Origin of the sequence: Gluconobacter sp. OJA, assembly GCF_039638325.1 — a bacterium.
In the GTDB taxonomy this organism is placed as follows: Bacteria; Pseudomonadota; Alphaproteobacteria; order Acetobacterales; family Acetobacteraceae; genus Gluconobacter; species Gluconobacter cerinus.
Map to the genome: position 1 here is coordinate 525431 of NZ_JBDIWI010000001.1, position 16188 is coordinate 541618.

10 protein-coding genes and 1 riboswitch are annotated in these 16188 nt (G+C 56.2%); of the genes, 6 read left to right on the plus strand and 4 right to left on the minus strand.

Going from position 1 to position 16188, the window contains the following annotated elements; all coding sequences use genetic code 11:
* Positions 1–3: 3 nt before the first annotated feature.
* Positions 4–660: a TetR/AcrR family transcriptional regulator gene (locus ABDK75_RS02440; RefSeq protein ID WP_252350022.1), complete on the minus strand. Its 657-nt coding sequence runs from the start codon at positions 658–660 to the stop codon at positions 4–6.
* A 115-nt stretch (positions 661–775) separates the two neighbouring features.
* On the opposite strand from ABDK75_RS02440, the gene ABDK75_RS02445 reads away from it, so the two are divergent.
* From ABDK75_RS02445 to ABDK75_RS02465, 5 genes are all read left to right on the plus strand, one after another.
* On the plus strand, positions 776–1984 hold the full coding sequence (locus ABDK75_RS02445) for an efflux RND transporter periplasmic adaptor subunit (protein ID WP_099211750.1): 1209 nt from the start codon (positions 776–778) through the stop codon (positions 1982–1984).
* A gap of 6 nt (positions 1985–1990) precedes the next feature.
* Positions 1991–5167, plus strand: a complete 3177-nt coding sequence (locus ABDK75_RS02450) for an efflux RND transporter permease subunit (protein WP_099211752.1) — start codon at positions 1991–1993, stop codon at positions 5165–5167.
* Positions 5164–6618, plus strand: coding sequence for an efflux transporter outer membrane subunit (locus ABDK75_RS02455; RefSeq protein ID WP_099211755.1), 1455 nt, complete (start codon positions 5164–5166; stop codon positions 6616–6618). Before ABDK75_RS02450 ends, ABDK75_RS02455 begins: the two co-directional genes overlap by 4 nt.
* A 12-nt stretch (positions 6619–6630) precedes the next feature.
* Positions 6631–6972 carry a hypothetical protein gene (locus tag ABDK75_RS02460; protein ID WP_046900735.1) on the plus strand — a complete coding sequence of 114 codons (342 nt, stop codon included), beginning with the start codon at positions 6631–6633 and terminating at the stop codon, positions 6970–6972.
* Positions 6973–7325: 353 nt separating this feature from the next.
* Positions 7326–9542, plus strand: coding sequence for a TonB-dependent receptor domain-containing protein (locus tag ABDK75_RS02465; RefSeq protein WP_346005819.1), 2217 nt, complete (start codon positions 7326–7328; stop codon positions 9540–9542).
* 64 nt (positions 9543–9606) lie between these two features.
* On the opposite strand, the gene pnuC is transcribed toward ABDK75_RS02465, so the two are convergent.
* Genes pnuC through ABDK75_RS02480 form a run of 3 tightly spaced genes read right to left on the minus strand, consistent with a single transcriptional unit; the run spans position 9607 to position 13680 of the window.
* The gene (gene pnuC / locus ABDK75_RS02470; RefSeq protein WP_346004875.1) at positions 9607–10167 is read right to left on the minus strand and encodes a nicotinamide riboside transporter PnuC; all 561 of its coding nucleotides are present in this window, start codon (positions 10165–10167) and stop codon (positions 9607–9609) included.
* Positions 10158–11300 carry a phosphotransferase gene (locus ABDK75_RS02475; protein ID WP_346004876.1) on the minus strand — a complete coding sequence of 381 codons (1143 nt, stop codon included), beginning with the start codon at positions 11298–11300 and terminating at the stop codon, positions 10158–10160. The genes pnuC and ABDK75_RS02475 overlap by 10 nt, the downstream gene beginning before the upstream one ends.
* A gap of 4 nt (positions 11301–11304) precedes the next feature.
* The gene (locus tag ABDK75_RS02480) at positions 11305–13680 is read right to left on the minus strand and encodes a TonB-dependent receptor domain-containing protein (protein ID WP_346004877.1); all 2376 of its coding nucleotides are present in this window, start codon (positions 13678–13680) and stop codon (positions 11305–11307) included.
* An 83-nt stretch (positions 13681–13763) separates the two neighbouring features.
* Positions 13764–13896: riboswitch (TPP riboswitch) on the minus strand.
* A 138-nt stretch (positions 13897–14034) separates the two neighbouring features.
* Here ABDK75_RS02480 and ABDK75_RS02485 point away from each other — a divergent pair.
* Complete coding sequence (locus ABDK75_RS02485) at positions 14035–16116, plus strand: S46 family peptidase (protein WP_346004878.1); 2082 nt, start codon at positions 14035–14037, stop codon at positions 16114–16116.
* The last annotated feature ends 72 nt before the right edge of the window (positions 16117–16188 follow it).

Below are 16188 nucleotides of genomic sequence, written 5' to 3' on the forward strand. Positions count from 1 at the left end.
CCCTTAGGTGCTATGAGCCTTGAGAAAGGTCTGTATGCCGTATGCGATGAACTGGATCAGGTTTTCGCCTTCTTTGGGCGGCTTGCAATGCGTGAGGTGCGCCAGTAGCGGGCCACCCAAGGTCATGCTGAAAAGCAGATCTGCCGCTTCTTCAACGTTCTCGATATGGAGATGGCCGGCCTCGGCCTGTTTGGTCAGCCACTGCTGAACGGGGAGGGCCCTTCCGGAAAGATGAAACAGGTCTGTCACGATTTGTCGTACGGCAGGATTTCGCGTGGTTTCCGTGATGATGGACTTCAGAAGGCCAAGGCGCTCTTCATTTAGGAGTTGCTCCGCGAGGAGCGTCATCATCATCTGGAGCTGTTGGGGAAGAGGGTCTGTTTCAACCGGGGTATATGGAAGCGGAGCGAAAAGCCGCTCTATGATAAGGGTCTCGAAAAGAGATTTTTTAGACTCGAAAAACTGGTAGAGCGTCTTTTTGGACATTCCGGAGCATGCGGCAATGCTGTCCATGGACGCTGCATGATACCCATGAGTCGTGAGCATTGAACTTGCAGCATTCAGGATCCGCGTCTTGCGCTCTACGTCATCCACTGAACCGTTATGATCGCAGCACCGCAGCTTGCGGGTATCGGGTAGGGCGGAAGTGGGACTGTTCAAGATCAACTCCGGGATTATTCGTACCGGCCGAATTGACGTTCATCAAAGAAACCGGCTAGTTTCCGGAACAACTGGAAACTGCGTGGTTTCTGTATCACAGGATAGCGGCTGTATCATGCCTTCTTTTCAGAAAACATTTTGGATGTCGTCCGCGACTGTCGTCTTGGAGAAAGGTCAGATGCGCCGTCAGGCCAAAACAATGATCCCTTTGCTGGCAGCCGTGCCTTTCTTGGTTGCTGGCTGTCAGAAAAAAGCCGCCGCTCCGCAATTGCCGCCACAGCCTGTTGGCGTCATGACGCTGCAAACCCAGCCGGTTACGCTGGAGACGTCTCTTCCCGGCCGAACGGATGCCTATGAACAGGCGCAGATCCGTCCGCAGGTGAATGGTGTGATTGTCTCGCGTGACTTTGAGCAGGGGGCGGACGTCAAAAAAGGGCAGCAGCTGTTCCAGGTTTATATTGCGCCATATCAGGCTGCTTATGACCAGGCCAAGGCGCAGCTCATGAATGCTCAGGCCGTTGCCACGCGCGCGGCTGGTCAGCTTCGCCGTTATGCGCCGCTGGTCAAGGCGCATGCTGTAAGCTCACAGGATTATGACAACACGCTTGCAACGGCCCGCGAAGCTGAAGCGCAGGTTGCTCAGGCGAAAGCCAATCTTGAGGCCGCCGAAGTCAACCTGAATTACACTCATGTCCGTGCCCCGATTGATGGCCGTATCGGCCGTACGCTTTATACGCCGGGTGCGTTGCTCACGGCAGGGCAGACACAGCCGATCGCAGTCGTGACACGGCTTGATCCAATCTATGTGGACGTCAATCTGGCCGCCTCTGACATGCTGCGTCTCAAGCATGAGCTGGCAACGGGGCAGGTTGAGCGTAAAGGCGATGATGCCGCTGCCGTGGGTCTGAAGCTGGAAGATGATTCAGATTATCCCCAGCGCGGTAAGCTCCAGCTTTCGGAAGTTACGGTCGATCCTGCAACGGGAACGCTTGTCATGCGAGCTGTTTTCCCGAACCCGGATCATCTGCTTCTGCCGGGAATGTTTGTGCATGCCCATATCCGTGAAGGTATCGATCCGAACGGCATTCTGGTGCCGCAGGTGGCTGTCCAGCGTGACTCGAAGGGCAATCCTTTCGTGATGACCGTTGATGCCGAAAACAAGGTGCAGCAGCGCCCGATCCAGACGACCCGGACGATTGGCAAAGACTGGCTGGTGACGGGCGGCGTCAAGGCTGGCGACAAGATCATCGTGAACGGTCTGCAGAAGGTTCAGCCGGGTGCGAAGGTCGCACCTCAGGAAGTTCCTGCGGGAAAGGCTGAGTAACAGCACATGACGCTCTCACGCTTTTTCATTGATCGGCCGATCTTTGCATGGGTGATCGGGCTGATCATCATGCTGGTTGGTGGCGTTGCCATCACCCGCATGCCGATTGCCCAGTATCCCAGCATCGCACCGCCGCAGATCGCCATTTCTGTCATGTATCCGGGTGCTTCGGCGGAAACCGTGAATAACACGGTTGTCCGTCCGATTTTGCAGCAGATGTATGGTCTGGATCATCTCGAATATCTGTCTGCGTCGTCCTATGCGAGCGGACAGATGGAAATCGATCTGACCTTCGAGCAGGGGACCAATCCTGACATCGCTCAGGTTCAGGTTCAGAACAAACTTCAGCTGGCGCAGCCGCGTCTGCCGTCTGAAGTGACAGCTCAGGGTCTGGGCGTCACGAAGGCCACCAAGAACTTCATGATGGTTCTGGCCTTTATTTCCGAAGACGGAAGCATGTCCGGCCAGGACATTGCCGATTATGTGGCGTCCAATATCTCTGATCCGCTGTCGCGTGTGTCAGGTGTGGGCGATCACACACTGTTCGGCTCAGAATACGCGATGCGCATCTGGCTTGATCCGTCCCGGCTGTATAATTACGGCCTGACGGTCGGCGATGTGCAGTCCGCCATTCAGGCACAGAATATTCAGGTTTCGTCCGGTGAGTTGGGCGGTTTGCCCGCTAAAAAAGGCATCGGATTTGACGCAACGGTTATTGGTCCGACGCGTCTGAGTTCGCCTGAAGAATTTAACAAGATTCTGCTCAAGGTTCAGCAGGACGGTAGCCAGGTTCGCCTGAGCGATGTGGCCCGTGTTGAGCTTGGTGCACAGAGTTACGCTCTCGGTTCCGTCTATAACGGTCATCCTGCATCTGCGATGGCTCTGAAGCTGGCGCCGGGTGCCAATCAGCTTCAGACTGAAGCCGCAGTCCGTAGCCGAATGACAGATCTGCAGCGCTATTTCCCGCATGGTCTGAAGCTGGTCTACCCACTGGATACGGAGCCGTTCATTACGCTCTCTATCAAGGAAGTTATCGAGACGCTGGTTATCGCCATCATTCTCGTGTTCTTCGTGATGCTGATCTTCCTTCAGAACTTCCGCGCCACGCTGATCCCGACGATTGCTGTCCCGGTTGTTCTTCTGGGCACGTTCGGGCTGCTGTCCGTGATGGGATACAGCATCAACACGCTGACCATGCTGGCTATGGTTCTGGCTGTTGGTCTGCTCGTGGACGATGCGATCGTCGTTGTTGAAAACGTCGAGCGTGTGATGACGGATCAGGGTCTGTCTCCCAAGGAAGCTGCTCGCCAGTCCATGGATGAGATTTCCGGTGCCCTGATTGGCATCGTGCTGGTTCTGACGGCTGTGTTCCTGCCGATGGCCGCCTTCGGTGGTTCTACCGGTGTGATTTATCGCCAGTTCTCCATCACCATTGTTGCCGCCATGTGGTTGTCTGTTCTGGTGGCTATGGTCATGACGCCGGCACTCTGCGGGTCCATGCTGAAGCCTACCCATAAGGGACATGAGCGTGGTCCGGCAGCTTGGTTCAATCGTAATTTTGACCGCCTGACCAATGGTTATCTGAGCGGTGTGAAGTGGCTGATCCGCGCGCCTGTTGTCAGCATGGTTGTCTTTCTGCTGCTGACCGCCGGTGTAGTGTTCCTGTTCAATCGCGTGCCTGGCGGGTTCCTGCCGGACGAAGATCAGGGGATCATCTTCGGGCAGGTCACGATGCGGAATAACGCAACGCAGGAGCAGACCGCTGCCGTCAACAAGAAGATCACGGATTACGTCCTGAAAAATTACGGGGACTACGTTCAGTCAGTCTTTACGATGAACGGCTTCAGTTTTGCCGGGCAGGGTCAGTCTGCGGGCGCATTCTTTATTCGAATGAAGCCGTGGGATCAGCGCCCCGGTGCTGCCCATACGACGATGACCGTGTCTCGTGAAATCATGATGCACTTCTGGATGGATCCGGACGCGCAGATCTTCGCAGTCAACCCGCCAGCCGTGATGGAGCTGGGTAACGCTACCGGTTTCGATCTGGAGCTTGAGGACACAGGCCATCTGGGTCACGCAGCACTGCTGGCTGCGCGGAATCAGGTGCTGATGGAAGCAGCTAAAAATCCGCTCCTTCAGGCTGTTCGTCCGCTCGGCATGGAAGATGCGCCGCAGTTCAAGCTGGACATCAACCGTGAACGTGCGAATGCACTTGGTCTGACCAACGCTGACATCAACACGACGCTGGAAGGTGCTCTTGGCTCCATCTACGTCAACCAGTTCATGCGTGATGACCGTGTGAAGCAGGTCTATATTCAGGGTGAACCCTGGGCGCGTATGACGCCGGAAGATCTGAACCGCTGGTACGTCCGTAATACGACGGGCACGATGGTTCCGTTCAATGCCTTTGCTTCAGGTACGTGGGAAAGCGGCCCCCAGAAGGTCGAAGACTACAACGGCATGAACTCCTACGAGATTCAGGGGCAGCCCGCCGTTGGATCCAGTTCCGGTCAGGCTATGAGCGAGATGGAAAAAATCCTCGCCAAGCTGCCACGTGGCATCGGGTATGAGTGGACGGGTCTGTCCTACGAACAGCTTGCATCCAGTGGTTCAACGGGGCCGCTTTATGCTCTGGCCGCTATCGTGATCATGTTCTGTCTTGCCGCGCTTTATGAAAGCTGGGCCATTCCTTTTGCGGTACTTCTGGTGCTGCCACTGGGTGTGCTTGGAGCGATTGCCGCAACGCTGGGCCGTGGCCTTTCCAATGACGTTTACTTCCAGGTTGGTCTGCTGACGACAGTTGGTCTGTCTGTGAAGAACGCGATCCTGATTGTGGAATTTGCTAAGGCTTTCTTTGAAGAAGGGCAGTCTCTGGAAGAGTCCGTGATTGAAGCCGGGCGTGAACGTCTGAGGCCAATTCTCATGACGTCCATTGCGTTCGTCTGCGGTGTGTTCCCGCTTGCGATCGCAACGGGGGCAGGCTCTGCCGCACGTGTGGCCATCGGCACCTGCGTGGTTGGCGGCATGCTGTCTGCAACCTTGCTTGCGATTTACTTCGTGCCGGTCTTCTTCGTGGTGGTGCTGCGTCTGTTCCGTGTGGTCCGGATCCGGGACCGGAAGGACGCCTATGCCCATCTGGATAATAAGGCGACACCTGCCATTGAAGGGGAGCACGGCGCATGAAGGCCCGTCTTGGATTTGCCGCGCTGCTGATGCTTTCCGGCTGCAACATGGCTCCCAGATATCATCAGCCGACGCAGGCTGTGCAGAATGCTTACCCGCAGGATACAGGCGCTAAGAACGTCTCTTCGGTGGCCAAATCCTATAATCTGGGATGGGAAGATTTCTTCACGGACCCTCGTCTGAAAGCTCTGGTCCAATTGGGGCTCAGGAATAACCGGGATTTAGCCGCTCAGGCAGCGGCTATCACGGTGGCTCGTGGGCAATATGAAATTCAGAACGCATCCCTGTTCCCGATCATCACGGCCGGCGGGCAGGGCATGTTCATGGCGCCGTCAAGCACGGCAGGCTTCTCTTTTGCGCCAGGGCTTGGGACCAGCGTTTCGACCCTCCGGCTTTATCAGACGTCCATCGGCTTCTCGTCTTACGAGGTGGATCTCTGGGGCCGTATTCGCAACCTGACGAAGCAGCAGGCCGAGACGGTTCTGAACAGTGTTGAGGGTGCCCGAAACGTTCTGATTACGACGGTCTCGCAGATTGGCACGACCTACATTCAGTGGCTTGCGGATCGTGAACAGCTTCGCGTTACACGCGACACCCTGAAGTCCCAGCGGGATACGCTGCGCCTGACGCAGCTTTCCTACGACAATGGCGAGACAGATGCCCTGACGCTTGCGCAGGTCAAGACGCAGGTCGAACAGGCTTCGGCGTATGAGGCGCAGTATTTGCGTGCCGTAGCGGATGACGAGCATGGTCTTCAGGTTCTGGTGGGTGTGCCGTTGCCGGCCGATCTGCCGCCGCCAGCACCATTTGGTGCTCAGACGATGATCAGTGATCTGCCGGAAGGGTTGCCGTCGGATCTTCTGGCCCAACGCCCTGATATTGTCGCGGCGGAGCACACTCTGATTGGTGCCAATGCAAGTATTGGTGCGGCGCGAGCAGAGTTTTTCCCGAAGGTCACGCTGACGGCGTCTGAAGGGACAAGCTCCCTGCAGTTCCGCAAGCTGTTTACGCCGGGTGCCGAGACATGGTCGGTCTCGCCGTCCATCAGTTTGCCAATTTTCACCTGGGGGCAGAGTGAGGGAAATCTGCTGATGGCGAAGGGGCAGAAGCTCCAGTATGCCGCGCAGTATGAGAAAACTGTGCAGACAGCTTTCCGGGAAGTGTCCGACGCGCTTACAGCACGTGAGACCTACACGGCGCAGCAGCAGCATATGCAGTCGCTCGTTGACCAGTCACAGAAGGCCTATGATCTGGCAAAGATGCGCTATGATGCAGGGATCGACAGCTATCTGACGACGCTTGAGCAGCAGAGAACGCTTTATCAGGCTCAGCAGAATGCCATTTTGGTTCAGGCTGCCCGATTCCAGAATCTTGTCACGCTTTACCGTGCGCTTGGCGGTGGGTGGAGCCAGAAGACGGTTTCGCCTACAGTGCCTGCCGCAACGCACTGACCGGAGAGCATCATGCGCAGGATCCTGACTACTACTTTGGCCGTTCTAGCCCTGACGGGCACGGCTGTCGCGCAGGATGCCGATGGTGACGGGCCCAAGAAGCCGAGCATGCACGAGCTGTATCATAGCTCTTCGCTGCCCCGGAGCCATGCTGACTTCAGTCGCTTCAAGTATCGCCCACCAGGGGACAAGGTGGTTGAACAGCCGGATGCGTTTCGGCTGCTTTTCCGCACCCGTGACGGCCAGCCGGATGGTTATGCCGAACGTCGTGGTGATGCCGTGATCTACTATGATCGCTATGGCAAAGTGACGCATGTTCAGCCGCTCGCGCCGGACGATGAAACGCCGAACTGATCTGTTTCTTCGACGACTGTTTTAGAAAGCCCCGTCCTGTTTCCAGGTGCGGGGCTTTTTTTGTTCGTAAGGAAATACGGGCTTATTCCGCTTCGTTCGTGACGAGGTTTGTCGGAAATTAGAAACACTTCATCAAAAACTATTTGAGAATGTTTCTCATTACCAGTATGGGGATTTCGAAATGTAAAGTTATTTGTCTGAATGAAGAGGTTCCGGTGACTGGTTCGCTGCGCACACACATCACGTCTCTTTCAGTTGCCGGTACGCTCCTGATGTCTTCGCAAGGCTATGCCGCTGCACCTGTGAAGCATGAGAAAAAACCAGATCGCAAACCGGAGTCATCAACGCGGCATTTGGAAGACAGTGCTGGGGTTGAAGGGTCGGATGTCGAGCATCTGACAGTTCAGGGGCATGGCTTTAACACCATGCATCAGTCTCTTGGGCTATCCCGGATGCCACAGGACGTGATGCACACGCCGCAGAACATCAATGTCGTGCCGCAGGCCCTGATGCAGCAACAGAATGTCAAATCTCTAGATGAAGCTCTGAGGAATGTGCCGGGCGTAACAACGTCCATCGGTGAGGGCGCTGGTGGCATGAACGGGGATCAGTTCCTGATCCGTGGTTTTCAGGCCCAGAATGACATCTATGAAGATGGGCTGCGGGACTTCGGGGTCTATTCCCGCGATTCATTCAATTTCGAAACTGTGTCCGTCATCAAGGGGCCGTCTTCCGAAGTGTTTGGGAATGGCACGACGGGCGGTGCCATCAATATGGTGACCAAAACTCCTGGTTTGAAAAATCACTATTCGGCTGATTTTTCAGGCGGTTCAGGCAGTTATTATCGCGGCACATTGGATGTGAACCAGAAAATCAATGACTCTACGGCCTTCCGCATTACGGGAATGGGCGATGAGCATAATGTTGTGGGACGAGATTATATCTTCTCTCATCGCTGGGGTGTTGCTCCGTCTCTTGCATTCGGGATTGGCAAGAGAACAACGCTTGTTCTGCAATACATGCACCAGCAGGAAAACTCAGTGCCTGATTTCGGTGTTCCGGTTGTCACGAAACCGGGGGCGAAGTACGGGCAGCCTATTACGGAATACGGTATCCGCCGGACGAACTGGTACGGCACGGATAACGACCAGAACGCCACAAATTCCAACATGGAAACAGCGCGATTCAGCTTCAAACTGAACAGGCATGTCACGTTCTATGATGATTTGCGGGGTGGTGAGTATTACCGGTCTTTCGCGGCTTCAAAAGCGACCTGCGATACGACGTGTGTGAACAACTACTTCAACGGGGATGCGCCAAAGGCGCTCGTTGCACGGTCCGGGCCAGTGGGTGCGGGGGCGGGCACAGGAACCGGCACCTACATGGCGCCGCTGCCGTATGAGCAAACGAGCTGGTCTGTGCAGAATGTCGGCTCAATGGTTGCAGACTTCCATACAAGCTTTCTCAGGCATCAGGTTGTCGCCGGGTTTGACGTCGAACGCGTCAATGATGTTCGCTCACAGTCGACGTATCTGAAGCCAAAACCGTATGCAAACCTGGTTAATCCGAAGGGGAATGTCGGCAATCTTGATCTGGTACCGGGTGATATGAACCCGGCCGGTCTGGTGTCTCTGGGGTCACTGGGGGCGAAGTCGCATAGTAATGGCTACGGGTTCGATACGGGCCTGTTCCTGTTCGATCAGATCTGGTTCACCAAGTGGCTTTCTGTGAAAGGGGGCTTCCGCTGGGATCGTTGGCAAACGAGCTACAACCTGACGGGAGGAAATGTCGCGAAGAACCCCGATCAGCATTTTCATGATGTGACGGGTGTGTTCAATCCGAATGCCAGCCTCGTTGTCACGCCGGACGACCATCAGACTTATTATTTTACCTGGGCCAATTCCACGACCCCGATGGGAATGTACGTCACCAATGGGTCTGTTCCCATCCGTCCGGGGACCAATTCTTTTGCCAGTCCTGAGAAGGCTCAGCTTTATGAGCTTGGCGCCAAGTACAGCATTCTGCATGACCGGTTGGGTCTGACGGCCTCTTTGTTCCGTCTGGACAAAGGGAATGCATTGAACGCTGATCCGGTGACGGGTGAAATTCAGGGCTCTTCTGACCGGCAGCGTAATCAGGGTCTGGAACTGTCTGTCGGCGGTGTCATTCTGCCGGGCTGGAACGTGTCAGCGACCTATGCCCTTTATGATAGCAGCACGACGTCTTCTGCTACCAAGGCGAACCGCGGCAAGAATGTTCAGTATGTGCCACACAATCAGGCAACCCTCTGGTCAGCGTATAGCGCCTTCCCGGACAAGCCCTATAACCTGACAGTCGGTGGTGGGCTGACCTGGCGTGAGCATGTCTGGCTCGATACCGCCAATACTCTGCGTGCTCCGGCAAATCTGGATTTCAGTGCCATGATTTCCCATCGCTTTAACCGGCACTGGAAAATCTCCATGAATGGCTACAATCTTGCCAACAAACTCAATTACCAGAGCCTTTTCTCGAACCGTGCGACCCCCTCTGCAGGGCGTATGTTCCTGGGCGAAGTCAGCGTTGCGTATTGAGCGGCCAGGTTTTCGATTTTAAGCCAGCGCTTGGCATGATGGGAAAACGCATTTTGTTTTCCCATTACGCTTGGGAGGCATTTTGCCATTTGCGCAGCCCATGAACCGCCAGAAGGACGAATATCGCGTAAAGGGCGGCTGTCGGGTAAAGGTCGCGACTGACGAACATGGCAACGTAAGCTGTGTCGATCACGATCCAGCAGGCCCAGCTGATCGTATGCCGCCGCGCGGCCCAGATCTGTGCAACCAGACTGTAACTGCTGAGCAGGGCATCAGCCATGGGGGTGGGATCGTCTGTAAAGCGCGCCAGACAGAAAGCCCACAGTCCGCCCCCAAGTGCGCCGATCAGAAGGCCCAAGAGTAACCCGCGTTCCGAAAGTGGCCGAATATGCAGGGTCTCATCCCCCTGCGCACCGTCTTTCATCCAGCGCCACCACCCATAGAGCAGGCAGCCACAGAATACGGCCTGAAGGCAGGCGTCGGCGTAAAGATGGGCTTTAAAAAACACCCACCCGTATAAGAGAGCGGCAAGAAGAGAGAGTGGCCAGCAAGCCATAGTGCGGCGTGCCGTCAGCCACACGCCGATGGCACTCAGAAGGGCCGCGATGAGTTCCGTCAGGGACATGCGGCAATGGCATCCAGAGTTTCGCGGAGCCAGTTCAGAAGGTGTTGACCGTCACGGCCTGCAAACCAGTGTGCATGGCCTAAAAGATAGTCTGCGTAGGCGACACGGGCTGACGCCTCATCCTGAACAAGCGTGCTGTAATACGCGACCTCAGACAATGCGAATTCGACATGAACAAGCGGCAGGAACGCAACGACCAGTTCGCGTTCTTGCGGAGTGAGGGGACGGACCCTGTGATAGCCCGCTAACAGGGCGCTCAGCTGGCTCCACGAGACAGCATAGTGCGAGGACAGCCAAGAGATGGCAGTGCGCTCGATCGCTACTGCGAGATCGTACGCAGCGCAGGTGCGATCAGACATACCAAAATCAAAGATCCCGCAGATTTCGGCGTCTGGAGTGGCGGACGTCCAGAACTGGTTAGATGGATGCCAGTCTCCGTGTCCCCAACAGGGGATAATCTCCGTCAGGACTGGTCGCAGTTTTGCGTGGAAAGGTTCCAGAACACTTAGGGTCTGCTGCCAAGCCTCCGCATTCAGCGTCGTGTTGAGGCCCGGTTGAGACGCAGCCCAATGACGGAGGCCAGTCTCAAGATCGGGGTTGGTAATAGCGTTGAAGCTGGAGAGCAAAAGCCGATCAGGCCGGGCGGGGGCGGCGTAATCTGTTGCTGCAAGATGAAGACGGGCGAGTGTGCCGCCAGCGGTATGCGCATGTTCTGAACAGAGAAACGGCTCCCAGGACTGAACATCTCGATAAAGATCCAAGCCGGGTAAGGGAGGGAAAACCTCATAAACCCAACCATGATCTGTCAGAGCGCAGTGTTGTTCCCGCGTTGTACACGCCGCCGTGACGGGTAAGCCATGGTGGCCAAGATGCGCCATGAAAGCGTTTTCTTCCGTCAGGGCGTTCTGATCGCGAAGGCGTGGATCATGGCGCTTCAGAAAAAGCATCGTGCCGTCGGTAAGGCGCATCAGGGCTGTCGCGGAGAACGGGCGTTGTCCATGCCACAGAACAGTTTCCGTAACAGCGGTAATGGAAAAAAACGCCAGAACACGTTTCGCCTCGGCGAGCGTTAGCGGCGGCCAGTGCCGTTCAGCCTGCACACCCTTGACGCCGAACTGTCCGGGAGCGGCCACGGGTTCAGAAGCCTGTGGACGCGGTGAACAGGGCTGCGAAACCGCCGCCGATATAATAACTCGGGGCGCTTCCGCTGATCGTGCTGCCGTAAATGCCAGTCGTGTCCTTTGCGTTCAGGGTCGGGCTGGCAACGCCGGACAGGGAGCGCTCATTAGTGATGTTGATGAAGTTCAGGCGTAGAGTTGGTTTGTGTAGGCGAGACAGATCACCGAAGCGGTAGCCGACGGAAATATCGCCGGTCGTGCGGTCTGACATCCGCTCATCATTCATGAACGTTGCGTATTGGTGCCCGGTGTAATGCAGGGTGGCCACGCCGAAGATGTGCCCGTCATCGTAGCTGATGCCAGCAGCGGCCTGAAGTGTCGGGCTGCGAACGGCGATTTTGCCTTTGGTCGGCAGAAGATCGCCACCTGAGGCAATGTTGTTATCAATGGTGGCGTGCAGATACTCGCCCGAGACGTAAGGGCTAAAGTGGTGCCAGGGGCGGAGGCCGATTTCCACATCCACACCGCGCGAGGTCTGGCCGCCGGCATTCATGGTCGTCTGAATGATGGAGCCGTTCTGGGAGGCCAGCGTTGAGATCTGGCGGTTGGTGAAGTTATAGTTGAATAGCGTCAGGCTGCCGATGATCCATTGTCCTGCGCGGCGATATCCCAGTTCTTCGGAAATGGAATATTCGTTGCGGACATCCGCGCTGCCGGTTGTCGCGAGTGCGCCGGAGGTCGGGTCGTAGGTGTTGTAAAGTGCCGTCTGGTCCGGGGCACGGAAGTTGGTCGTGGCGTTGAAGAAGATCTGGTTCTGCTCATCAATGCGCCAGCGGACGCCAAGACGCGGCAGAGGCTCCATGCTGTTTGACGCCACACGATACTGAGGGCCGGGAACATTGTTCGTGCCCGCGCGGCTCATCATAACGGCCTTGAAACCCGCTTCGATGGTCAGGCGATCATGCAGGAGCGAGATATGATCGCCCAGATACAGTGCGTTGGTCTGGGAAATAGTGTGGAAGCTGCCGCCCAGCAGTTTTTGCCCGTTCGCAAGATGGATCAGGCTACGGCTGTTTTCCGCCCAGATATCGCCTGAGGCGCCGGTGGCGGAAACGGTTGTGAAGGGCTGCTGCTCGTTGTCGTCTCCATAATCGTACCAGTAACCGAGGACGAAATCGTTCCAGCCGGTTTTGTAATGCATGGTTGAATTGAATCCGGAGCGATAACTGCGCTGGGTGTAGTTAGCACGCACGACCGCGGTGCCGTCCTGCGCATTGGGTAGCGCGAGCGTGTCATTCAGAGGCTGAGTGCCGTTATAGAGACCGGTTTCCGTCAGTGTGGAGCCGCCCGGAACGTTGCCATAGGCGAACTGTGCGTAAGGTGTGACGTCCAGGGAAAGCTTGTGCGTCAGATGCAGATGGACGGGCGCACCTGCATAGAAGGTGCGTTCCGGCGCGCGCCACAAACGCCAGTAATTGACGGCATTGTCTGCGTTGGAGGCGTCATAATGGCCTGCAAGGTTGTTCGCGCCATGGATGCCATCGGCTTTCCAGCTTTCCATCGTAACCTGCGGATAATAGCTGGTGACGGTGGTGTTGAAGGAGCCGATGAGGCTGGCGCGGTTGCCTTGGCCCCATTCCTTCAGGAGCTTGAAATCGACATGCTGGCGTTTGTCCCGCCCCGGCCCACGCCAGTTGTCGCTGGCGCTGTGGGAATAGGACACAAAGCCACGAATGCCGGAATTGCCGATGTTGCCCGTTTCAAGGCGAATGAATTCGCGATTGGTGTCAAAGGAGCCATAGGAGACGCTGGCGAAGCCCCCGGCCTTCTGTGACGGATCGAGAAAGGACAGGCTCATCAGCCCCCCGGCGGCGTTCAGGACAGGGCTGTCCAGATCGGCCGACCCTTGGGCAAGTGCGACCTGACTATAATTCTCGCTGTCAGCGAACTGGCTCGGATATCCGGAATAATAGGCGACATCGTTCAGCGGTGTGCCTTCCAGCACATAGCCGATAGCATCATTGTTTAGGCCGCGAACGGTCAGGTTGGTGTTGGGCGAAAAGCCGAATGGGTCGGATGTGGCGACATTCGCACCGGGCAGCATGGAGGCGAGCTGATAGGCCGTCGCCATCGGGGGCTGCTTGTCCATGTAGTCACGGCTGACTGTGCTGATAGAGCGCACGCTGTTTTCCGGTCGGATCAGTCCGCCGCCGGGCTGATGTCCGGGTGCGCTGTCAGAAACGCGGTGGACAGTAATGTGCTCGGCCTTCGGGGCGATGGACGCAGGCGGGGTAAGGGCTGTGGTGTCCGCCGCGCGCACTGTACCGGCACAAACGGTCAGGCCGAGCAGGAAGACAGGAACCTGGCGGGATTTGCGCGCAAATACGGTGGTCATGATGGTGCTGTCCCGCCTGCAATACTGCGATCCCCCCATGCGCAGCGGGGACGACGAGAGACACCGAAAATCCAGTCTTTGGATCTGTCAGTAGCCACCATCCCTCCGCCAGCATGAACTGGATCAGGTTCGATGGGTCACTGCGCTGGTATGGCTCTAAAGCGCATACCCTCAGCAGTCTCTCAGCCCTTTGTCAGGGCACCCCAAGGTGAAGAAGCACTCCTTCATGGGCCGCGAGAGAATGTCAATAAATTCCGTAAGGCATGGGGGGATCAAAATTTCGTCGGCAGGGATGGAGCAGCGATGCAGAGCAGGATAGAGTATTGTTATAAGATAACATTTCTAGGATCTGTCATGCGTGTTGTGAAGCGCCTGTTACCTACTCTGCTCATTGCAGGCACAGCCCTCGGTTCAGCTCGGGCCGAGGAAGGAATGTGGACGTTCGATCATCTGCCAGCCCGTCAGTTGAAGCAGCAATATGGCTTCGAGCCTTCGGCTGAATGGATCAACCACGTCATTCAGTCTTCAGCACGTCTGGCAGAAGGATGCTCGGCGTCTTTTGTCTCTGGTGATGGGTTGGTGATGACAAATCATCATTGTGCCAATACCTGCCTGACCGACCTGTCGGACAAGACGCACGATTATTTTCATGATGGTTTTTCGGCAGCAGATGTTTCCAAAGAGCCGCAATGTCCGGGTATGGAACTGGATCGTCTGGATCAGGTGAAAGACGTGACAGGCCGTGTCGCTGACATGACCTCAGGCAAGCACGGTGCGGATTATGCAAAGGCGCTTCAGGCTGCCAGTAGCGTTCTGACGAAGGAATGTGCGGGCGGAGATGCAACACGCTGGCGGTGTGATGTCGTGACGCTCTATCACGGTGGTCAAACTGCGCTCTATCGCTATCGTCGATATCAGGATGTGCGTCTTGTGATGGCGCCGGATCAGGATATCGCATTTTTCGGTGGCGATCCGGACAATTTTACCTTCCCACGGTACGATATCGATCTGTCGATGTTGCGGGTGTTTGAGGACGGTAAGCCGGTCCACACACCTTTCTTCAAGTTTGATCCGAAAGGGCCAAAAGCAGGAGAGCTGGTGTTCACGTCTGGTAATCCGGGGCGAACGCAGCGGTCTCTTCCGGCCAGTGCATTGACGTTCCAGCGGGACATTATCCTGCCAACCATCATTGGGGTGTATTCTACCAGCGAAGGGGCGCTCTGGCAGTATTCACGTGAAAGCAAGGAACATCTGATTGAAGCGCAAAATACGCTGTTCGGCGTTCAGAACGGCCTGAAATCTCTGTCGGGCACCGTGAAGGCCCTGCGGGAACCCGGCGTCATGGAAAAGCGTGAAGCGGAAGATCGTGCTCTACAGGCCTGGATTGATGCGGATGCCGAGCGCCGCAAGATCTATGGCGAGCCGTTCAAAAAAGTGGAGGCTGCACTGGCCATACAGCGCCAGTCTTATGGCCATGACTTTGCCATTGCCCGTACAGTTCATGGCCTGCTGGGTGATGCTGTCATGCTGGTATCAGCCGCGCAGGAGCGACAGAAGCCGGATGCCGAGCGTCGTGCGGGCTACCACGATGCCGAACTGGCTGAACTTGAAGCTGAAATTTCTGCCAAAGTGCCGGTGCATGTCGATCTGGAAACCATGACGCTGGCTCTGGGCATGACCACGATGCGTCAGATGCTGGGTGAGGATGATGCTGCCGTGCATCTGGTTCTCGGCACAAAAAGCCCGGATGAACGCGCTGCGGAGCTGATGCAGGGAACGAAGCTTGCTGATCCTGCACAGCGCCTCGCGTTGTATAAGGGTGGTGTAAAGGCCATTCAGGCTTCTACGGACCCGATGATTGTTCTAGCCCGTCAGTTGCAGCCGGTTCTGGATGTGATCCGCAATCGAAGCCGTGATCAGATCGAAGCACCAATGCATGAAGCTCAAGGTGCGATTGCCCGTGCCCAGTTTGCGCGCGCACAGGCAGAAGGAAAGGCAGATACGCTTTATCCAGATGCTACATTCTCACCAAGACTGTCTTACGGCACCGTCAAAGGTTGGCAGGATGGTGCCAAGACGATTGCGCCCTTCACAAATTTTGCCGGGATGTACAAACATGCGACCGGGAGCGATCCGTTCCGCCTCCCGCAGGTCTGGCTGGATGCGAAGCCTCATCTGACACTGTCCACGAATCTCGATTTTGTTTCGACGAATGATATTGTGGGTGGAAATTCAGGCTCCCCGGTCATTAACCGGCAGGGCGATGTGGTGGGCCTGATTTTCGACGGTAATCTCGATAGTCTGGCTGGCGATCTTTATTACGATGGCGAGCGCAATAGAGCGGTTTCGACGGATACGAGCGCCATCATGGCTGCACTCAAGACCGTCTATCATGCCGATGCCCTTGCTCAGGAACTGGAACAGGGACACCTGTAATCATGATGTGAGGGTCATTCTTGCGGAATAACCCTCGACATCCAATGTAAGATTCCTGACAGTGGGTGGATG

Bases quoted from the DNA above. Each gene is read 5' to 3' on its own strand.
- ABDK75_RS02445 (WP_099211750.1), top strand. From the start codon at position 776: ATGCCTTCTTTTCAGAAAACATTTTGGATGTCGTCCGCGACTGTCGTC.
- ABDK75_RS02450 (WP_099211752.1), top strand. From the start codon at position 1,991: ATGACGCTCTCACGCTTTTTCATTGATCGGCCGATCTTTGCATGGGTG.
- ABDK75_RS02455 (WP_099211755.1), top strand. From the start codon at position 5,164: ATGAAGGCCCGTCTTGGATTTGCCGCGCTGCTGATGCTTTCCGGCTGC.
- ABDK75_RS02460 (WP_046900735.1), top strand. From the start codon at position 6,631: ATGCGCAGGATCCTGACTACTACTTTGGCCGTTCTAGCCCTGACGGGC.
- pnuC (WP_346004875.1), bottom strand. From the start codon at position 10,167: ATGTCCCTGACGGAACTCATCGCGGCCCTTCTGAGTGCCATCGGCGTG.
- ABDK75_RS02480 (WP_346004877.1), bottom strand. From the start codon at position 13,680: ATGACCACCGTATTTGCGCGCAAATCCCGCCAGGTTCCTGTCTTCCTG.
- ABDK75_RS02485 (WP_346004878.1), top strand. From the start codon at position 14,035: ATGCGTGTTGTGAAGCGCCTGTTACCTACTCTGCTCATTGCAGGCACA.